12 protein-coding genes are annotated in these 21,165 nt (G+C 54.1%); 6 read left to right on the top strand and 6 right to left on the bottom strand.

Features of this window, described 5'->3' with window-relative positions; all coding sequences use genetic code 11:
* Positions 1-28: 28 nt before the first annotated feature.
* The 6 genes from H8K43_RS17540 to H8K43_RS17515 all read left to right on the top strand — a co-directional run bounded on the left by H8K43_RS17540 (position 29) and on the right by H8K43_RS17515 (position 9,648).
* Positions 29-1,603 carry an aldehyde dehydrogenase (NADP(+)) gene (locus H8K43_RS17540; RefSeq protein ID WP_186905060.1) on the top strand — a complete coding sequence of 525 codons (1,575 nt, stop codon included), beginning with the start codon at positions 29-31 and terminating at the stop codon, positions 1,601-1,603.
* 139 nt (positions 1,604-1,742) lie between these two features.
* A complete protein-coding gene (locus H8K43_RS17535) occupies positions 1,743-3,101 on the top strand; it encodes an MFS transporter (RefSeq protein ID WP_230404081.1) in 1,359 nt (452 codons plus the stop codon).
* A gap of 28 nt (positions 3,102-3,129) precedes the next feature.
* Complete coding sequence (locus tag H8K43_RS17530) at positions 3,130-4,029, top strand: SMP-30/gluconolactonase/LRE family protein (RefSeq protein ID WP_186905058.1); 900 nt, start codon at positions 3,130-3,132, stop codon at positions 4,027-4,029.
* A gap of 441 nt (positions 4,030-4,470) precedes the next feature.
* Positions 4,471-5,724, top strand: a complete 1,254-nt coding sequence (locus tag H8K43_RS17525; protein WP_186905057.1) for a porin — start codon at positions 4,471-4,473, stop codon at positions 5,722-5,724.
* Positions 5,725-5,748: 24 nt separating this feature from the next.
* Positions 5,749-7,878 (top strand): glycoside hydrolase family 28 protein, encoded by a 2,130-nt coding sequence (locus H8K43_RS17520; protein ID WP_186905056.1) that lies wholly within the window; start codon positions 5,749-5,751, stop codon positions 7,876-7,878.
* A gap of 159 nt (positions 7,879-8,037) precedes the next feature.
* Complete coding sequence (locus tag H8K43_RS17515; RefSeq protein ID WP_186905055.1) at positions 8,038-9,648, top strand: methyl-accepting chemotaxis protein; 1,611 nt, start codon at positions 8,038-8,040, stop codon at positions 9,646-9,648.
* A gap of 121 nt (positions 9,649-9,769) precedes the next feature.
* Here H8K43_RS17515 and H8K43_RS17510 read toward each other — a convergent pair whose 3' ends face one another.
* The 6 genes from H8K43_RS17510 to H8K43_RS17485 all read right to left on the bottom strand — a co-directional run bounded on the left by H8K43_RS17510 (position 9,770) and on the right by H8K43_RS17485 (position 20,891).
* Positions 9,770-11,647 carry a glycoside hydrolase family 28 protein gene (locus H8K43_RS17510; protein WP_186905054.1) on the bottom strand — a complete coding sequence of 626 codons (1,878 nt, stop codon included), beginning with the start codon at positions 11,645-11,647 and terminating at the stop codon, positions 9,770-9,772.
* 15 nt (positions 11,648-11,662) lie between these two features.
* Positions 11,663-14,446, bottom strand: a complete 2,784-nt coding sequence (locus H8K43_RS17505; protein WP_186905053.1) for a pectinesterase family protein — start codon at positions 14,444-14,446, stop codon at positions 11,663-11,665.
* Positions 14,443-15,273 (bottom strand): rhamnogalacturonan acetylesterase, encoded by an 831-nt coding sequence (locus H8K43_RS17500; RefSeq protein ID WP_186905052.1) that lies wholly within the window; start codon positions 15,271-15,273, stop codon positions 14,443-14,445. Before H8K43_RS17500 ends, H8K43_RS17505 begins: the two co-directional genes overlap by 4 nt.
* Positions 15,274-15,335: 62 nt before the next feature.
* Positions 15,336-17,204 (bottom strand): glycoside hydrolase family 28 protein, encoded by a 1,869-nt coding sequence (locus H8K43_RS17495; RefSeq protein WP_186905051.1) that lies wholly within the window; start codon positions 17,202-17,204, stop codon positions 15,336-15,338.
* Positions 17,205-17,265: 61 nt separating this feature from the next.
* Positions 17,266-19,956: a TonB-dependent receptor gene (locus H8K43_RS17490; protein ID WP_186905050.1), complete on the bottom strand. Its 2,691-nt coding sequence runs from the start codon at positions 19,954-19,956 to the stop codon at positions 17,266-17,268.
* A gap of 230 nt (positions 19,957-20,186) precedes the next feature.
* Positions 20,187-20,891: a FadR/GntR family transcriptional regulator gene (locus H8K43_RS17485; protein ID WP_230404079.1), complete on the bottom strand. Its 705-nt coding sequence runs from the start codon at positions 20,889-20,891 to the stop codon at positions 20,187-20,189.
* Positions 20,892-21,165 lie beyond the last annotated feature (274 nt).

Below are 21,165 nucleotides of genomic sequence, written 5' to 3'. Positions count from 1 at the left end.
TGCGGGCGCCTGAACCGGAGAAAGAAGTATGGAATTACAAGGACAAATGCTGATTGGCTACCAGCAGCTGATGGGAAAATCGGGCAGCATACGCGCCATCAACCCAGCCACTAATCAGGAACTGGAGCCCGCTTACGGTTATGCCTCGGCAGCTGAAGTGGATCAGGCATGTATGCTGGCCTATCACGCCTTTGATGCTTACCGCAACACCAGCCTGGAACAACGCGCCGTGTTTTTAGAAACAATCGCAGAACAAATCATGGCACTGGGCGCTACCCTGACCGAACGTGCACATCTGGAAACCGGATTGCCGATGGCACGTCTGGAAGGTGAACGTGGCCGCACCGTCAATCAGTTAAAGCTGTTTGCACAAGTGGTACGTGCCGGTCACTGGCTGCAAGCCACACTGGATTCTGCCTTACCGGAACGGACCCCGGCCCGCCCGGATCTGCGTATGCAAAAAATTCCGCTGGGCCCGGTTGCGGTATTCGGGGCCAGCAATTTCCCGCTCGCCTTTTCAGTGGCCGGTGGTGATACGGCATCCTCGCTGGCCGCTGGCTGCCCTGTGATAGTCAAAGCGCATAATGCCCACCTTGGCACCTCGGAACTGGTTGGTCGCGCCATTCAACAGGCGGCACGTCTGTGCCAGATGCCGGAAGGCGTATTCTCGATGCTGATCGGAGCCGGTGCAGCTATCGGTCAGCAGCTGGCCTCCCATCCTGTGATTCAGGCAGTCGGGTTTACCGGCTCGCGCGCTGGCGGCCTGGCGCTGGTCAATACTGCTAATGCACGCCGGGAACCCATCCCTGTTTATGCAGAAATGAGCAGCATTAATCCGGTTTATCTGCTGCGCGGCAGCCTGAATGCGCAAAACGAAGTACTGGCGAATCAGTTTGTCGATTCACTGGTGATGGGTGCGGGGCAATTCTGCACCAACCCTGGTCTGGTCATAATGGAGAAAGGCGAGTCTGCTGACCTGTTTATCGCCAATGCCAGCAAAGCGATCACAGCGAAAGCTGCCAGCACCATGCTGACACCCGGCATACATCAGGCGTATGAGCGCGGTTGCAGCGCCTTGTCGGAACAAGCCAGCGTGCGCCTGCTCGCAACGGGGATAGCCGCCAGTGCACCAAATGCCGCCCAGGCGATGCTGTCAGTTTGCGATGCGGAGGTATTCCTGAGCAATCACCGCTTGCAGGACGAAGTATTTGGTCCATCCTCGGTGCTGGTGCTGTGCGACGACTTTGCGCAAATGCTGGAAGTCACCTCTGAGCTTGAAGGGCAGCTGACCGCGACCATACATGCACAAAGCGAGGACTACGCGCAGGCGAAAATACTGTTGCAGGTTTTGGAGAAAAAAGCCGGCCGGGTTCTGTTTAACGGCTTCCCGACCGGAGTGGAAGTCTGTCATGCGATGGTCCATGGCGGTCCTTTTCCATCCACCTCGAACAGCCGCAGCACCTCAGTCGGTGCAACTGCGATCGAACGCTTTTTGCGTCCAGTCTGCTATCAGGCCGTACCGGCTGAATTGCTGCCGGCCGCACTACGTGACGATAACCCCTGGGATATCCCACGTCTGGTCGATGGCACGCTGACAGCATAAACAGCAGGACGGGCAACTGAACCCCTCAGTTGTCTGTCCGCTTAAGTCTGAAGACAGGGTTTTGTCTTTGACAGAACCACACAGTACATACAAGCACACGCAACAGATGTGCGTACATCCGCAACATGGAGACATATTGATGAGCACGACACCAATCGGCAGATACCGCTGGACTATCTGCGCCCTTCTGTTTTTCGCAACCACGGTCAATTATCTGGACCGACAGGTACTTAGTCTGCTGGCACCGGATCTGACCCGTGAATTCGGCTGGTCGAATACAGACTATGCCAACATCACGGCGGTGTTCCAGTTCGTCTACGCGATCTCCATGCTGTTTGCCGGCCGCCTGATCGACAAGATAGGAACTAAAACTGCGTACACACTGGCCATCATCATCTGGTCGCTGGGGGCAATTCTGCATGCCTATGCCATACCGGCCGGTCAAACCACAGTCAATATACTCAGCGCACTGGGGCTGGCGGTGGTACCGGTATCGGTAGCCGGATTCATGCTGTCGCGCGCCGTGCTCGCACTGGGTGAAGCAGGTAATTTTCCGGCAGCGATTAAAGCAACAGCGGAATATTTCCCCAAACATGAACGCTCATTGGCAACCGGTATTTTCAATTCGGGCGCCAACATAGGCGCGATTCTGGCCCCACTGACTGTGCCCTGGATAGCAGCAAAATGGGGCTGGCAGACCGCCTTTATCACGATAGGTGCGGTTGGATTTATCTGGATGCTGTTCTGGGAACTGTTGTACGACAAACCCGAACAACAAAAGCGCTTAAGCGCGGTTGAATTAGCATATATCCAGCAAAATGACAGCCCGGACCCGGCTATCGCAAGCGGCGAAAAAACCGCCTGGCTGAGACTGCTGACCTACCGGCAGACCTGGGCCTTCGTATTCGGGAAATTCATGACAGACGGTGTATGGTGGTTCTTCCTGTTCTGGCTTCCAAAGTACCTGGAAGTCCAATACAAAATGCAAAAAACCGACATCGTGATACCGCTGGCTGTGCTGTATAGCATGACCATGGTAGGCAGCATAGGCGGCGGCTGGTTGCCCAGCTACTTTATGAAAACCGGTATGGCTCCCTACAATGGACGCATGCGTGCCATGCTGATGATTGCGCTGTGTCCACTGGTGGTACTGGCAGCCCAGCCCTTAGGCTACATCAGTGCCTGGGTACCGGTATTACTGATAGGGATAGGGGCGTCGGCGCATCAGGCCTGGTCCGCGAATATCTTCACCACGGTATCCGATATGTTCCCGAAAAAAGCAGTTGCTTCCGTCGTCGGTATAGGCGGCATGGCGGGCGGCCTGGGTGGTGTGCTGATTTCCAAAACCGGTGGCTGGCTGTTCGACTACTACAAGGCTGCCGGCAACATCCAGACCGGCTACACCATCATGTTTTCTTTCTGTGCTGTGGCTTATCTGCTGGCCTGGAGCGTCATGAAGCTGCTGGTTCCGGTACATAAAGATATCAACGACCTCTGAGCTGCCACTGAATTAGGACAAAGCAAGTATGAACAGCCCTGACAATTTCCGTATCATCAGTCCACAATCCTGCCTGGTGGGCGAAAGCCCGCTGTGGTCCGCCGAGCAACAATGCTGGTACTGGGTAGATATCCCGGCACGACAAATCTGGACTTACCACCCGGCCAGCCAGCACAGCCGCCACTGGCAATGCGCTGAAATGGTAGCAAACCTCGCATTCGCAACCGGTGGCGGACTGATAGCCGGTATGGAAAGCGGGATTTTCCATCTCACTCTAGAGCAAGACGGACAAGTGACAGCCAGCAAGCTGGCCGCACTGCCCGAGGCAGCACCTGGCATACGTTTTAACGACGGGCGCTGTGACCGTCAGGGGCGCTACTGGAGCGGCAGCATGTTTATGGACATGACGGCGGCGCGCGCGATCGGCAATCTGTACCGTTACACCGCAACAGATGGCTTGTCAGCCCCCTTTGTACAGCAGTTGCTGACACAGAATGGCCTGGCATGGTCACCTGATGGCAAAACCATGTACTTGTCCGACTCCCACCCTCAGCGACAACTGATCTGGGCTTTTGATTACGACACCGACACAGGCATTCCGCATCAACAAAGACTGCTGGTCGATATGCAATCCATGCCCGGACGTCCGGACGGTGCTGCGGTCGATACCGATGGTTGCTACTGGATTTGTGCCAATGATGGTGCTGCCGTCATGCGCTTCACACCGAAAGGCAAACTGGACCGCATCATCACGCTGCCGATGAAGAAACCAGCCATGTGCAGCTTCGGCGGTGACAAGCTGGATGAGATGCTGATCACCTCCATCAATCCGGCACCGGACAATGGCGACGATTGGAATGGTCACAGCATACTGATCAGGCCAGGCGCACAGGGGATTGCAGAAACGGCGTGCAGCGCCTTTGCCTGATCATACAGACAGACGACTGTCAGCGGCACAAGCTGCACTGACAGTTCTGACGTTGTTTCCAAACACCAAGTTATACGATAACATACCACTTAATCAGGAAAATCCGGTGACAAGAAAACCGTTTTCCGAAGAAGAACAGTCATATTGGAGATATCTGGTCGCAGAAAAGCACATCGTTCCAGCCTTAGTTTAGTTATTGTTGTCTGATGTCGTAACATAGAATTCAACGCTTTACACTCCCTCGCCTCACTGCCGCTATCCGTTGCACCGCCAGGTAAGTCCAGAAGTCTGTTGCAAATTCCATCTACCGTACTCACGCTGATGCATCCCCATGTCCAGCCTTGAGCAGCGCATTACCTAGCAGCTTAAACGGCACGCCTTCCCGCACCGGCATTCACCGTCTTTCATTGCCTTTTCATTGCCTTTTTACAGGAGCGCATCATGCAGAAAAATGGTTTTACCCGGACTTTACTCGGCGCCGCGATTGCGCTGGCTTGTGCCAGCCATACCGCATCTGCCACCGAACTCAACCAGTACGTCAATATTTATGGCTTCATCAATGGCCAGATTGAATCGGTAGAAGCGAAAGGCGGCGCCACGCCTTACGAACGTCGCGGCCGTATTTCCGATGGTAATTCACGCATAGGCTTTACCGGCAACATCCAGGTCAGCGAAGATCTGAAAGCAGTCTGGCAAATTGAGGGCGGTCTGAATAACTTCGAACAAGGCGGGACCAATGACAATGGCCAGACGGCCACTCTGGAATCGCGCAACACCTTCGTCGGCCTCAGCAGCGCGCAATTCGGACGCTTTGTCATCGGTAACAGCGATTCAGCTTACCGCAGCCTGATTGGCTCCGGCAGCAAACTGGGTGGCAATGCAGGCATGACCGTGCACGGACTGGATCTCTTTAACAATACTTCTGCGCAGTTATCGGGCAACCAGGACAGTCTGTTCAGCCGCGGTGAAGCAAGATTGAAAAATTCGGCACACTATCTGTCACCAGAACTGTATGGCGTGCAACTGGCCGCCTCCTACGGCTTCGATGAGGCACGCGCCAGCCGCAGCGACCGCAGTCGCTATTCGCTGGCAGCCAAATACCAGTGGGAAGCACTCAGCGTCGGCATAGCTTACGACCGTCAGAACAATACTGGCATTGACCCTATCCTGCTGCAACGCGGCTATGGTGCCGTAGTCAATGCCCAGGACGGCGTAACAACCAGCTATACAAAAATCGTGGCCAGCTATGCACTGCCAGGCAAAACCACCTTGGGTCTGGGTTACGAAAGAAGCAGCTTCGGCATGTCTGAATTCCGCAATCCCAGCAGCAGCTCCTTTTACACTGGCACTCAGGATAAGAGCCTGAAACAGAACGCACTTCTGTTCACCGTGGCCCAGGATGTCGGCAACGCGTCCATCCTGGTCGGTTACGGCAAACTGAGCGGATTGCAAGGCATCAAAGGCTATGCAGAAAACGACTTCCAGGCCAAACAAGTGTCGGTGGGCCTGAGCTACAAGCTCAATCCTATGCTGACGCCGTATATCTACTTCAGCAAAATCACCAATAACCCACAAGCCAGTATCAACCTGGGTCAGTCTCCATTGAAGAGCAATAACCTCGGCACCAGCAGCGCCTTCCTGGCACCCGGCGACAGCCCACGTGCGATTGGTGTCGGCTTGCTGGCACGCTTCTGACCGTTTTTTCCGGAGACTCTTACCATGACATACACAAAAAAACCGGTACCAGCCCATACAGCAGGTGTGAGCAGCATCCTGCTCGCATTGTTACTCAGCGCCTGCGGTGGCGGCGGTGGTGGCAGCGATGCCACCGCGGTCAGCTACACACCAGGCGAGGTCTACAAAGTTGGTACCACCAGCTTTGATCCTGCACTGCCAGCGGAGCCAACATTGCCCAACGCCAGCCAGGTTTGTGCCACATTGGAAGCCAGCAGCAACCTGGTACGCCGTCCGGATGGCTCGCTGCCACCGGAAGCCGATCCATCCAAAGCCGGCGTCGGTGTGGCAGCCGATGCCGCACTGGTTAATCCGGATCAAAGCCGGATTCAGGCGGCACTCGATGCCTGCGGAGCAGCGGTCGATAAAGAGGTGGGACCTGCTATTGCAGCCGCCGATGCAGCAGCGGTCGCACAACAGACTGCGGCCGCTGTGCCCAACAAAAACATTGCCGGCGTATCCGGTGAAGAACTGGCGAAACCGCAGTACAAAGCCAGTAAATTCGCGGTACGTCTGATCGTCAACAGTAAGGGCGTGGGTGACAGCTTCATTACCGGTCCTTTAACACTGCCATCCGGCGTCACACTGTGGATAGATAAAGGTGTGACGGTGTACGCCACCCGCGACGTGAAAGCCTATGCACCGAATCTGGCTGGCCCGTATTGCGGTAATACTGCAGTCAGCTCCAGCAAAGCCGGCAGCTCCAGCAACTGCCTGGCTCTGATTAACGGCAATAACCTGATCAATTCTGCCGTGGTCGGCGATGGTGCGATTGACAGCCGTGGTTACGGTGAAATCGTAACGACCGATAAGCTGTATCCCATTATGAAAGTGGATCTTACCTGCTCCAATACCTATGCCAACTATGCCAAAGCGACCCAGGCGGCAGATGGTACCGCATGTGACAATGGCGGTACTGTGGTGAGTTCGAAAACTACGGCCAGAAATATGAGCTGGTGGGATCTGGCTTATCTCGGCAATATGGTGCAGAACGGTGCAACCGGTTCCGGTTCACAGTCTAACTTCCGCATGATGGTGTTTAACTATGCGAAAAATCTGACTCTGTATCGTGTGACGCTGAATAACAGCGCCAACTTCCATGTGGTACCCAGCGGCGTCGATGGTCTGACCATCTGGGGCGTGAAAGTACAAACGCCGTCACTGGCAGCCTTCGCTAATCCGGCTGGCAATGGTAATCCGCTCTATACCGGTGCCACCTATACCAAGGACAATGTGAAGAACACCGATGCATTTGATCCGGGTGCAGCGACCAGTGCCACCGTAGTCGCACTGACCACCGGCAAGACTACAAGTTCGAATGCCAAAATCGCGTTTGATGGCTATCTGAAAAACTTTGTGTTTGCGTATAACTACGTGAGCACAGGGGATGATGATATCGCACTGAAGGGCTCGAATAATCCCAGTCCTGCGAACAGCAATCTGGCGGCGATAGACGGCAACCGGGATGTACGCAGTGATCGCAAATACGGCATGATCATCGCGCATAATCATATTTACTGGGGCCATGGTATTTCTATCGGCAGTGAAACCAACTCCGGTATCACCAATGTCGAAGTTTATGACAATTCCTTCCAGCACTCCGAAGAAGGTCTGCGCATTAAATCTGATTATGCGCGTGGTGGCGAAGTCAGCAACATCAACTACAAAAACATCTGTATCCGTGATGCTGACAATGCCTTGCTGTTCACGCCTTACTACAGCACCCGCCCTTTACCGGCGACTGGCCCACGGGTACCCAACTTCCATGACATCCGTCTGGAAAACGTGCGTATCTTTGGTGACACAGCGGTCAAGCTACAGGGCTTCCAGGCCAATTCCGGTGGATTCGCGCTGCCGGCCTACCCGCTGATCATGAGTCTGACCAATGTGGTGGCAGAGAACCCTGCTGCAATCCGTATGACCTCGTCGGATGCCCAGCTCACCATCAAAGGTGTGAACCTGCCCATCCTCGCATCGGCCGAAAACCGCATCGTTGTCAACGGTGTGGCGACCTGGGCAGTCGACGGTGATCAGGTACTCGATTGCAGCAAAGCCTTTGTTGACTTCCCTGCCATCGGCCAGTCAAATATTTTTGGCTCAGGCTGGGATAAATAAAGCGCGCCAACGCAATCCTGGCGCGAACTTCCGGCCTTAAGGAAGCGCTGCACCGGCACCGGGTGGCGGTCTGCATCAATCAGACTGCCATCCGGTTTTTTCCACTCAGACAGTGCGGTAGCGGGTCTGAACTTATGATCGCGGTCTGCAGGTGTTACGATGAATATCTCAAAAAAATTACTCACGCTGGTCGGTACTGCCGTGCTTGCCATAGCGGCTATCGGGGCAGTCAGTCTGTCCTCCCTGTACTCGGTACTGCTGAACGACCGGCATGCCCAGATAGAAACTATGCTGTACATGGCTGAAAATCTGGTCAGTCATTACCATCAGCAGGAACAACGCGGCCTGCTCAGTCGCGAGCAGGCTCAGCTGCAGGCAAAAGCAGCACTGACCCAGTTACAGCACGGAGTCAGCTATTACTGGGTACGCTTGCCGGATGGTCTGAACCTGGTTCATCCCGACGCTAAAAAAGTTGGCACCATCGCCCAGGGACAAACTATGGATGGTCAGCCAGACGCGCAGGCTTATCGCACCGCATTGCAGAAATCCCATATAGCACTGGTCAATATGCGTTCGCAACGTCCGGATGGATCACTGGTCCCCAAACTGAATGGCATCGTCGAATTCAGCCCGTGGAACTGGTGGATAGGTACCGGCTTTTTCAGTGATGATATTCAGGATACCTATTGGAAATCAGCGGGCATCCTGGCACTGATTTTTGTCGTGGCACTGGCGGTGCTGACCGTGGCTGGCTGGAGCATTATCCGCTCCATACTCGCGACATTGGGTGGTGAACCTGCCTACGCGGCTGAGATGACCCGATGTATTGCGCAAAATGACTTGTCAGCTGAAATTCAGGTACAGCCCAAGTATGCCAACAGTTTGCTCGGTGATATGCAGGCGATGCAGCAGCATCTGGCACAGACTGTCAGCCAGATTCGCAACAGCGCGGATCAGATCGCCACTGCCTCATCTGAAATCGCGGCAGGCAATCTGGATTTATCCTCCCGCACCGAAGAACAGGCCAGCGCGCTGGAACAGACCTCGGCCACACTGCATGAGCTGGAACAGACCGTCAGCCGCAACACCGATCATGCACGCCAGGCCAATAATCTGACTACTGAAGCGAGCCGCCTGGCAAGCCAGGGAGGCAGCGTGATGAATAAAATGCTGAGTACCATGGAAACCATTACCGATTCTTCAAATGCGGTAGTGAATATCGTAAGCCTGATTGACGGCATCGCTTTCCAAACCAATATCCTGGCGCTCAACGCAGCGGTAGAAGCTGCGCGTGCTGGCGAACAGGGACGTGGGTTTGCCGTGGTGGCAGCCGAAGTGCGCAATCTGGCACAACGCAGTGCCTCTGCTGCCAGGGAAATAAAAACCCTGATCGATGCCTCCCAGTTGCAAGTCAATGCCGGGAATCAGTTAGCGCAGGCAGCAGGCACATCCATGCAGCAAATCGTCGATGGCATACACAAGGTGGCATTCATCATGCAGGAAATCACCCATGCCAGTGAAGAGCAACATACCGGCATTGCTCAGATCAGCGAAGCCGTACGACAAATGGACAGCGTCACCCAACAAAATGCGGCACTGGTTGAGCAGGCGGCATCAGCAGCCGACAGTATGCAATTGCAGGCAAAGGAACTGGCCGTACTGGTGGGTATATTCCGCTTACCCGGCAAAACAGAGCAGATCCAAACTATCCACCCTGCCCGCCTTAGTTCAACATACAGCAGCAATCACACAAGCTATCTGCGCGGCTGACAACCCACAAGCATACCAACGACAAGCGCCGTCATAGCAGTAAGGCGCTGAACTCTGATCAAGCACTCCCCCAGGAGCGCCATTTCGCCGGTATCCGGACTGCACCCGGATACCGGCTTTTTTATGCAGAATAACGCTGGTGATAGCGTTTTCCTGCGATCTTCACTTCAGATAGCTGCAAGTCCTGTACGTTATACAGATACAGCGGCGCGTCCGCTGCCACCGGATTACCGAAATCACAGTTGTGAATGCGTACATTGCGCACCGGATGGATGACAGGTGCAGGTGCGCTGCCGTTGTAATCGGACGCAACCGGCCCCAGGATCACGATCGCCTGATAGCAGGAAAATTCGCCCCGGGCAGTCTGTACATTGCCCACCGTGATGTCAGAAATATCGATGTTTTCCACCACGGGCGGACGGATACGGACATTATCGCTGACCGGCGTATAGTCACAGTCAAACGTAATGACTGCACCAGCCGCAGTTGCGACCGTCTTAGACTGTATCGGCGAGCCGGGCAATGAGCTATAGAACGAAGGACTGGTTTGCACCCCATTGGGTATCCTCACATTGCGCACATAAAAATGCTTCAGGTAGCCACCACGGTTCAGGTTGGTTTTCAGGCGGATCGCGGTATTGAGCGGATTGGTTTTCCAATGCCTGTTTTCAAACAGCAGATTCTGGGCATATACATGCTGTATCCCGCCTGCCATTTCGCTGCCCAGCGTGACTGCGCCATGGCCGCTTTGCATCGTACAGTTCTGGATCACGATGTTTTGCGAAGGCCCGAACTGAGTATCGAGATTTTTTCCCGCCTTGATCGCAATACAGTCATCGCCGGAATCGAAGGTACAGTTCTCCACCAGTACATGATCACAGGCTTCAGGATCAAAACCATCGCTATTGGGGCCATGACTCTTCGCATGGACACCGCGTATCACCAGTTGCCGGCAATTGACAGGATGATGCTGCCAGAACGGCGTGTTACGGACTTCATAGCCTTGCAACAGCACGCGGCGGCAACTGATCAGCTGTATCATCGGTGGCCGCAAATAATGGCCTTTGCCAAATACCCGCTGCGCCAGCGGAACAGCGGCCTCGGATAAAGCCGGCAAATAGTTAGCATCGGCGCGCCATTTATCCCCGGCCCCCTGTATCAGTGCCTGCTGTTGCGGGCTGATCGATACCACCAATTGCCGCAGACTGCCGACATTCAGCGGATTGACTGCATTCTCCGAAGGTTTGCCTTCGCGGTAATTGGGTACCGAACCCTGAGCGATGGCATTGATCGTCTTCAGCTTACCTTTCCAGGTCCACCAGCAATCACCGTAGTCATTGAATGGCACTCCACCCTGGCCATCCAGCACCGAACTCCAGTCGGCGCCTGTCAATGCGATATTTTCCTGATTATTTGCATAAATCATGGGTGAATAATTCAGGCAATCATTACTCTGCCAGCGCGATACCGTGAGCCTGCCCTGCTCGCCACAGTCGACCTCACCATAGCGCGCATAATCATCCGGACGGTGACTGAAATACAGATGTGCGCCGGACTCCAGATGCAGATGTACATTCGACAGCAGCACGATGGGGCCTGCACAATACCAGTTGCCAGCCGGGATCAGCACCCGTCCGCCGCCTTCACGATGACAGGTTTCTATCGCAGTCCGGATCGCCTGATAGCAATCGGGCGCATGCTCATCGGGTGTATCGAGCATGCCCTGCTCTTCGAATGAGATCCAGGCTGCGACTTTCCTGACTGTGCAGCTCAGTGCGCCATAATGGGTCACGGGATAATCGGCCGCTCTGAACTGCAGCGACTGGCTCAAAGTAGCAATGATACGTTCAGCCTGACGCCAGGGGTCTTGCTGCAATGGCGCTGACTGTGCCAGTGCCAGTCCCGGTACACCACTGCTCATACCAAGCGCAGCCAGCTGACGCATCAGCTGACGCCGTTGCGGTGAAAACGATGCTGTGTCTTTTTCAGTTAGATTCATTAACTACTCCTGATTTCATTGTGCTGCAGATGAAGCATGGTCAATACCAAGGCGATTATTCCACTCACCCAAAAACTGACCGGCTGCAGGCGGCTCACGGTAACCCAGGTCACGCAAAGGATGGATTTTGCTGGCCAACAGATTGCGCCAGTAATCCTGGCTATCCATCTGGGCTGGCCGGTACGGTAAGGTGCCGCGCCGGTTCCAGTCTGACCAGGGATTTTTGGCCTGGATATGAGTACCGATTTCGGAATTCAGCACGATCATCTTACCCACTGTTTCCAGGGTGGCGCGGGTGATGGTGCCACTGGGACTGGTGAACTGATTGCTGTCACCAGCCTGGCACTGGTAATTGGTCACCGGCACCTCTGCATAGGGTGTGCATTTCTGGTTATGAAACCATTGTCTGACCAGGTAAAATTTCCCGCTCAGCGCATAAGCAGAACCGTCATGCGTGAAGCGGCATTGATTGAATACGAAACCATAGCGTGAAAACAGATTGGTGCTGGGTGCTGCTACATAGGAGCTGCTGCGTGGTCCCAGCGAGCGGATTTCAGTTTGCAGAAAATAAGCTGTCGCATCACCAAAAATAAAATCGACATCACCCTCGATATAAGAACGGTAGAAAAAATTCCTGGCTGTGCGTCCATCCGCCTGGTTGCGCAGATACACCGTATCCTGCAGACCCAACAGACGCACGCTGTCAAACTGAGCCTTGTCTACACCGTCCGTCATCAGTGCCAGCGCCTGGTGATGCACCATATTCATTTTGGCATACACGCCGTCGCCCGCACAGGCATTGCCCTCGCACGCAGCAGGCTGTGCCTGACCTGATTTGTTATAGCTGTTTTCCAGTGTGATATCGCGCATCTGAAAACCCTGGCTTTTCACCCACAACACTGGCGAACCAAATGTACCGATCAACGCCTTTTGTGCGATGCTGTCGCTCATTTCACGTACGGCGGGCGGTGCATCCAGAAATTGCTGGCCGAAACGCTGCAAATACGTCGCCCCGGAAATAGCTGCATCCAGATTCGCACGGATACGCGTTTCGGCACTGCCGCTACCGATCAGGCTGACAGGCACCGGTGTCGCAGGCAGATAAACCAGCTCTTCATAGATGCCTGGCTGTAGCAGGATATAGATGCGCTCCTTGCCCGGTTTGCCCGTCTGGGTCTGCGTTTGCGCGTGCATCGCCATATCCATCAGCATACGGTTGATGGCTGCCTGCACACTGTGAAAGCGGGTCTTGCCATCGGCGGGCTGGGCCAGACTCACCACATAATCAGGCCTGAACTGGCCTGCAGCCGGTATAGGTGCTGCCAGCGGATCCCATGGATCAGGCCGCTCCTGTCCCGGCAATCCGGCAAAACCCAGCACCTGTTCATACGCATAATGCGGGACCTGAGCCGCAGTCAATTGCGGACGGCGTTGCTGCTGTCCGTACACAGGATAAGGCTGAAACTGGCTGGCGCAAGTGTTGGTGGCGGCACTTTCTGCAGCCGGTTGCAAACGAAAGTCCGGTGTCAGATCACTGCGTGCTCCAGCACTTAACTGTGCATGCTGGGCTTGTACGACAGAACCCGCCGCCAGTTGCAGCTCACTGGTCTGCAGGCGCATTACATGCGCCGCATCATAGCCACGGAATACCAGCTTACCCGGCGTCAATACCTGTACCTGCTGCAGCTGGATGTCCTGAAACTGCGGTATCAGCTCGCCCTGGGCGCGTTTGCCATAAAAGCTGTCAAAGTCCAGCGGCGTTTTACTGTTCTGTATGCAAACCTGGCGGTAGTGCACATCCTGCACCAAGCCGCCGCGCGAAATATCACTCTTGATCCTGAGACCGGAAGTCGCACCATCGATTGTCAGCTGACTGACTAAGACATGACGCACACCGCCATGCGTCTCGCTGCCTATCGACATCCCATGCCCATGGTAAAAATGATTGTCGATGATACTCACAAATTCGGTCGCGCCCTGCTGACCGGCCTTAATTGCAATATTGTCGTCACCGGTACGGATAAAGCTTTTGGTGATTGTGATATTTTTCGATGAGACAGGGTCGATGCCATCGGTATTGCGTGCATGGGATGGCGTATCGATATGCACCCCCCAGGCTGTAAAGCCATTCACGGCATTCAGGGTCAGATGAAAATTTGCTGCGTTTTTAAGCCAGATCTGATACGCGCTGATGTCTTCGGATTGGATGATTTCTATCAGGCGTGGCACATTCTGATGCTTATCTTCACGCTGGGCACGCCGTGCCAGCTCCCACCAGGATTCGGACCGCCCCAGCATTTTGGCGCCCCCCTGACCATCGATCACACCCTCGCCATAAATACCTGCCATCCTGGATTTTTCCATCAAAATAAAGGGACGGCAGCCGCGTCCTTTTTCATCTGTCTGGCCACAGCTTGCAGCGCCACGGTCAAAATCAGCCGGATCACGTGAAGCGAACAGGGTGACACCAAAGTCGATCAGCAGCGACACACCCGGTTTCATGCTCAGCGCACCAGACAGAAATGCGCTGTTCTCACCGGCGCGTACCAGACGCACTGCACTGCCAGCCGGACATGCGGCTATCGCTTGCTGCAAGCGCCTGGTATCGGGTGCTGCTCCGTCCTGCGCCTCGATCTGCTGTACCGTCAATGTTGCAGCCACCAGCGTGCATACGGGAGGATTAACCGGCTCCTTCACTTGCCGGCTGTCCTGCGCCTGTACCGGGCTGGTCAGCGTCGCCAGCACAATGAAGCAACTGAAAATTGTCAGCCATCGGAAACGTAGGGAAATATTGATCATGGCTGGTCTCCCTGTACAGGCTGGGGACGTAATTGGGGTTGTAATTGTGGTCGCAGCCTGAGTAAGTTCTGCAATACCAGGCCGGCGAACAGGTCAGCACCTTTCGGCCCCAGATGGGTGCGGTCAAATGCAGATTTAGGCTTACCCTGAGGCTCAGTCGCCGTCTGCGAAGCGAGCGCCGGATATGGCACTGGCTGCTCTGGCGGTGGTGCCATCGCCAGCGTATCGGCCTGTGCCTGCCCCATTTTTTCAACCATGGCATGGCTCTGCTGATTCAGATCGATCAGTGCCACGCTGGCTTCCTGCGCGACCGCTATCGCTGATTCGGCCCAAGGACGCAGATCATTCGGCAGACTGCCGTCTTTGAAGCTGCGGCGTGTCAATGGCGTCACCAGAATGATGTCGGCACCGGTACTGCGCACATCACGGATATAGGCCTGCAGATTACGCGGGAATTCAGTGTGTAAGTCAGTAGAACGGCCAGGTTTTCCGGGCTGATCGTTGTGCCCGAACTGCATCAGCACTAGGGTATTTGCCGGGTCTGGCACCAGCCTGAGTTGTTGCATAACTTGTTGCCACGAGCCTTCAGCACGGTAACTGCCGGAACTGCGGCCGCCTTTGGCCAAATTGAGACAGCTGACTTCAACATTGAAACGCGCGCACAATGCATTGCCATAACCACTGCCGGGCGCCATGGTCGAATCGCCGACCAAAATCAGCGCAGGCTTAGCCAGTGCGCCAGCCTGCGGCACCTGGGTCTGACAGGCGAGCAGCATGGGAAGCAAGCCCAGCATGCAGGCATACCGGATTTTTTTAATCATCTTCATTGCTGTATATTCCGAAAAAAGAGCCTCACTAAGGAGGCTCAAACCCACTGAGGAATCACTGATCAGGCAGAAATCGTTTTGTTGTACACCGTGCCACCTACCCTGACATTCTTTAAGGTCAGATCTTTGACGTTAAACAGATACATGGCTTGTTCATAATTCGCCGGATTGCCTAAATCACAGTCCGAGATGGTGATATTCCGGACTGGCAGGATTTTCGGTGCAGGTGACGCAGGCCCGTTGTAATCCGATGCCACCGGGCCCAGTATGACCAGCGCCTGGTAGCAGGAAAAACTACCCTGACCCGTATCGACATTAGCGACCCTGACGTTGGAGATATGGACATCGGACACCACCGGAGGGCGGGTACGCACATTGTCATTCAAAGGATCGTAGCCGCAATCTATCGTGATAATGCCGCCCGCCGACGTTGCCACTGATTTGCTCGGTATCATGGAGCCTGGCAAACTTGTATAAAATGCCGGCGTGGTGCGTATGCCATTCGGTATCGTGATATTGCGGATATGCAGATTTTTCAGGAAGCCGCCACGACTCATATTCGATTTGAGACGGATCGCAATATTGAGCGGATCGGTACGCCAGTGACTGTTTTCAAACACCAGATTTTGCGCAAACACGTTCTGGATACCACCGGACATGATGCTGCCAAATGTCATCGCACCATGGCCGCTGTGCATTTTACAATTCTGCACGACGATGTTCTGTGAAGGACCATACTGCACATCCGGCCCTTTGCCGGAATCGACTGCAATACAGTCATCACCGGTGTCAAAAGTCGAATCCTCGATCAATACATAGTTGCAGGATTCAGGATCGAAACCATCACTGTTCGGACCTATGCTGTTAGCATAGATATTTTTGACATGCACGTTTTTACAACCGACAGGATTGTGCTGCCAGAATGGAGTATTGGTGACCTGATAACCCTGGAACAGCACATTGGTGCAATTGATGAATTGCACCATATGGGGACGCAGAAAATGTCCCAGTCCAAACACCCGTTTATCAGCAGGTACACCGGCCTCGGCCAGCGCACGCAGGAAGTTGGAATCGCGTCGCCATTTATCACCTTCACCCTGGATAAAACGGACTTGCTCTGCACTCAGATGCGGCGCTGCTTCACTTAGTGACATTGGATTGAGCGGATTGATGGAGACCTCAGTCTCGCCTTTCTGATGCCGTATCCAGTTGCCGCTGCCAGGCGCGATATCGCCCGCAGAACCCGGCTTTTCACGGCCCTTCCAGGACCACCAGCAAAATTCGCTGTCAGCGAAATTCACACCGGCCTGACCATCCAGAATCGCAGTCCAGTCTTCACCGGTCAGCGCAATATTTCTTTGGCCGATGGCGTACACCATAGAAGAAAAATTCAGACAGTCGTTGCCTTCCCAGCGCGTCATTGACAACTTGCCGCGCGGTCCGCAATCGTATTGTCCGTATTTGGCATAGTCGGCCGGATTATTACTGAAATACACATGTGCACCCGCTTTCAGGTGCACATGCACATTCGACAGTAATACGATGGGGCCCGCGCAATACCAGTTCCCAGCCGGGATCACCACCCGTCCGCCACCGGCCTGATGGCAGGCTGCAATCGCTGCAGAGATGGCCGGATAACAGTCATGCGACTGCGGCACAGGCGTAGCCAGGGTTTTACGCTCCACAAAAGAAATCCAGGCCTCGACTGCCTGTACCTCACAGGTTTTAGCACCGTATCCGGTGATCGCGAAATCTTGCGGGCGAAACTGTAAGGGCTTGGCAAAACGGTCAATGATGGCCTGGGCCTGCTTCCATGGGTCGTTTTTTACGGCCGCCACCGCCTGCCCCGCCCAGGCTGTTCCAGCCAGTAATCCGGCAGCCGATGCAGCCTGTATCAAAGTCCGGCGCTTTTCATTGATGAGAGAATTCATAGTATTCCATCCACGATTCCCCTCTGACCCGCAGGCCAGAGGAAGAACTTAATCAGAGTTATCAGAAGTTGTAGGTAAGGCGTGCATTAAACGCACGTCCGATCGGACTGGCGGCACTGCTCAGGTAACCAAAGGTGTAGGCATTATGGTTAGTGACCGGTGGCTTGGCATCCAGCAGATTGGTGATACCGGCGGAAATCGTGAGATTTTTAAAACCGCGATAATTCACCGTCCAGTTCCATAAGGAATACGATTCAATATCGCGGAAGTATTCCGGCGCAACCAGGTTCTGATCGTGGTAACCCGTGTTGAAATTCTGTGTGAGCTGGGAACCCCAGTCACCCCGGTTCCAGGATAAGGTCAGCGTATGCTTCCAGCGGAAGGTAATGATAGGCATGCTGGATGTCGTACCATTGCTGGCAGCACCAAAGCGCCCAACATTCGGAATATACGGGCTGTCCGCTTCTAACTGATTATCAAACTGTGTCAGATAGGTGCCATCGATCTGCGCTTTGAAATTGCCGAGCGCGGTTTTCGGAAAGGCATACGACAGCGACACATCGATACCGGATGCCTTCTGACCACCAAGATTCATCGTCACATTCTTGATATATGCCAGCGATCCATCCGCGTTACGCACAAACAGATTGGCGTATTTCTGAGGATTCAGGAAGTACACCTGTTCCGGCAGATTTGCCAGCATATCCGTCATTTCTATATGCCAGTAATCTGCAGACATCATCAGATTCTGAGCCGGTTCAGCCACAAAACCCAGCGTATAGCCTTTGGATTTCTCTGGTTGCAGATCAGGATTGCTGCCAGTTTGCTTAGGCAGCGTGGTGTTACACACGGCAGAAGCAACCAGGCCGGGCAAGGCCTTACCTGTGCCCGCCACGCCCGGGGTACCGCCCGGACACTGCACAGGATCATCCCACTTCGCAGAGGTGTTCGTGGTAGCGCCCGGCAAACGATAGCCATAACGGTCAAACAGGGTCGGTGCACGGAAGCCGGTATTGGCAGAGCCGCGTAACATCAGCGCTTTGACGGGCTGATACCGGAAACTGACTTTCGGATTGATGGTATTGCCGAAATCACTGAAATGATCGTCACGTACCGCGAAGTTCAGATTCAATTCCTTAGTCACCGGCATATCCAGCTCAGCATACGCAGCGGCGACAGTTCTGGATGATTTGGCAAACGAAGGTGAGGAACTCGCATAGGTCACCAGCGAGGTGATATCCGTCTTTTGATCTTCGGTGGTATCACGATGAAAATCTGTACCCAGCGCCAGCATCATCGGCCCGCCGGCCAGACTCATTATTTCACGCGAGCCGGTCAGATCCACACCGAGGAAAGTGCTCACAGAATGACGGTTCATCGCACCATCAACCGAGATACTTTTCAGGTAGTCTTTACCAGCTGCATCCTGCAAACCGAAGGGGTTAAGCTTGCCATTGGCCAGACCGGCCAGCAATCCCGGGCCATTGACATAGCCGGATTCATAATAATTCTCACGCAGACTGTGGCCGTAGACGAAGCCCAGTTTGTAATCCCAGCCGGCCAGCCGTCCTTCATCATTGACTGCCAGTCGTTGATTTACCTGTTTGTCACGCGTAGTCGCCTCAGCCAGATCAGCCACACTCCAGGTGACTGTCAAAGGCTCGCCTTTGAGTCCGGCCACCGCAGGTACACCGCCACTGCCCCCCGGATACCATTTGCTGCTCGATGGCAGTTGCGCTGTCACGCCATTCGCAGCCAGACTAGTCGTCGGATTTTTGGTGCCCAGGATAAATTCCTGACCACGCATGTAATCAACCGTCAGCGTATGATCTTCACTGAAACGTTTGGTGAACTTGGAGTAAAACGTGACCTGTTCATTGCCATACAAAGCAGTGCCGTAGTAATTGGCGTTCAGAATACAGGTGTTTTTTGCACCCTGTATCGAATAAGGCGCATTACAGCCCTGCGCATAATACGGATTCTGGGCATTCTTATTGCTTGCCGTCGTGAAGTTGGCTGGCATGGCATAACCGCCGCTGCCCAGGGTCGGCGCACGGCCTATGCTGGTCAGCAATTCCGGTGAACTGAGTTCAGCACGGTCCGATGCCAGCAAGCGGCTGCGGCGATGGGCGTCGACAGTCGCATACCAGTTCCAGCCATCATTATTGAGATCGCCAAACCCTATCGTGCCACTGATTCTTTGCTCATCGGCGCCGCCTTTTTTCTGCGGCTGCACCAGTTGCGCTGAGATCGTTTTACCTTCGAAAGTACGCTTGGTGATGAAGTTGACCACCCCGCCTATCGCATCCGAGCCGTAAATCGATGATGCACCATCACGCAAAATCTCCACACGCGCAATCGCGCTCATGGGTATCACATCAAGATTGGCATAGCCATCAGCAATCGCTTCATTGGCCAGGCGACGCCCATTCAGCAATACCAGAGTACGGTTGACGCCCAGACCACGCAAATTGATATTCGTCCCCGACCCTGCGTTGGACGGCGCCAGTGAAGCGGATTCCGGTAAGGCCAGCATCAGGTCGGCCAAGGTAGTCATGCCGCGTTTTTCCAGCTCTTCCCCAGTCACCATGGTGACCGGCAATGAGGCCTCGGTCGCGAGCCGGCGTATGGATGAGCCAGTGACCTCTACTTTTTGCATTTCTTCTGCCTGCACCTGTCCAACCAGCGTCACCACAGCGAGGCTGATACTGGACAACACAAACACAGAACGGTTTGCGAATTTCTTTTTCATTACTATGTCTCCTCAAACTCCTGTTTTCATCAACGATGTCACCAGACGCTGCGCGCTGGTTGACGTATCTGGAGCACCTCGCGTACTCCTTGCCACTGCGACGAAGATGGGCGCACATAGCCCCACCGGGGTCTCAGCCGGTCGAAAAAAGGTCTGATTCTTTTGCTTACGCTGGCAAATGTGTCTTTGCCTTATTGATTTGTCTCTGGGCGGTGATTTCTGACGAATCTTTATCCGCGGGAGAAGGTTCTGGTTACCCGTTCCAGATGCGCGCGCATCGCTTTGCGGGCAGCAGCCGGATCGTGCGATGCAATCGCTTCCAGAATATTTCTATGGTCTGTCAGCGTTTGCTGACGTAATTCTTCAGTCTGAAAATGCTCCTTAAGTTTGTGCCATAAACGGCCACGCTGATTCCATAAATACTCGACCACTCCCACCATCGCACTATTACCGGTGGCACGTGCGATAGCCAAGTGAAAATTCCGGTCTGCACTCTCGTTACTGGAATAATTGGCGTGATGCTTCTCCATTTCCAGTACGGCTTTCAGGATTTCATCGATTGCTGAGTCGGTCGCCACCCGCGCTGCAATGGCAGCCACTTCAGACTCGATCAGACGTCTGGCCGACAAAACTTCAAACGGCCCCGGCCCGACTTCTGCCAGATCTGCCTCAGCGTCCGGCAACTGACTCACGTACACGCCGGAACCGCCACGCACTTCCACCACACCACTTAATTCCAATGCGATCAGTGCTTCACGTAAAGACGCGCGTGACACACTGAGTTTGGTCGCCAGATCACGTTCAGACGGTAAGCGTTCACCTGCCTGCATACCCTCATCTGCGATCAAGCCCTGAATCTTGTCTGCAACTACCCGATATAAGCGCGGCTCATGCGAACCTGTTTCTGCTTGTCCCACATTATTTTTTTTATTCATCTTGACGATCCTGTTCAATGAAAAGACCAGCCAGTGCATTCGGTCAGGCCATTCTAAATTGGTCTGACCAAAACATCAATCTGGACTAGCCAAAAAATTTTGTCAGTGGCATACTCGCCACACTTTTTACCTGCAATGATTATAACCAAAAGCCGGAAAGCAACCGGCATTTTATTGCTAAATCATTGAATATAAACAGTTAACCAGTAAATTTAGTGCACCCGTGAAAGTGTAAAAATATATTTTTAGCGAGTGACATCGCGATTTTTTGGTC

The organism is Cognatundibacterium curvum, assembly GCF_014284235.1.
Classification (GTDB): domain Bacteria; phylum Pseudomonadota; class Gammaproteobacteria; order Burkholderiales; family Burkholderiaceae_D; genus Undibacterium; species Undibacterium curvum.
This window is presented reverse-complemented; position numbering and strand designations above follow the sequence as displayed.

Excerpts from the sequence above, each read along its gene's own strand:
- H8K43_RS17530 (WP_186905058.1), top strand. The coding sequence starts at position 3,130 with ATGAACAGCCCTGACAATTTCCGTATCATCAGTCCACAATCCTGCCTG.
- H8K43_RS17505 (WP_186905053.1), bottom strand. The coding sequence starts at position 14,446 with ATGATCAATATTTCCCTACGTTTCCGATGGCTGACAATTTTCAGTTGC.
- H8K43_RS17510 (WP_186905054.1), bottom strand. The coding sequence starts at position 11,647 with ATGAATCTAACTGAAAAAGACACAGCATCGTTTTCACCGCAACGGCGT.
- H8K43_RS17520 (WP_186905056.1), top strand. The coding sequence starts at position 5,749 with ATGACATACACAAAAAAACCGGTACCAGCCCATACAGCAGGTGTGAGC.
- H8K43_RS17495 (WP_186905051.1), bottom strand. The coding sequence starts at position 17,204 with ATGAATTCTCTCATCAATGAAAAGCGCCGGACTTTGATACAGGCTGCA.
- H8K43_RS17490 (WP_186905050.1), bottom strand. The coding sequence starts at position 19,956 with ATGAAAAAGAAATTCGCAAACCGTTCTGTGTTTGTGTTGTCCAGTATC.
- H8K43_RS17515 (WP_186905055.1), top strand. The coding sequence starts at position 8,038 with ATGAATATCTCAAAAAAATTACTCACGCTGGTCGGTACTGCCGTGCTT.
- H8K43_RS17525 (WP_186905057.1), top strand. The coding sequence starts at position 4,471 with ATGCAGAAAAATGGTTTTACCCGGACTTTACTCGGCGCCGCGATTGCG.
- H8K43_RS17485 (WP_230404079.1), bottom strand. The coding sequence starts at position 20,891 with ATGAATAAAAAAAATAATGTGGGACAAGCAGAAACAGGTTCGCATGAG.
- H8K43_RS17500 (WP_186905052.1), bottom strand. The coding sequence starts at position 15,273 with ATGAAGATGATTAAAAAAATCCGGTATGCCTGCATGCTGGGCTTGCTT.
- H8K43_RS17540 (WP_186905060.1), top strand. The coding sequence starts at position 29 with ATGGAATTACAAGGACAAATGCTGATTGGCTACCAGCAGCTGATGGGA.
- H8K43_RS17535 (WP_230404081.1), top strand. The coding sequence starts at position 1,743 with ATGAGCACGACACCAATCGGCAGATACCGCTGGACTATCTGCGCCCTT.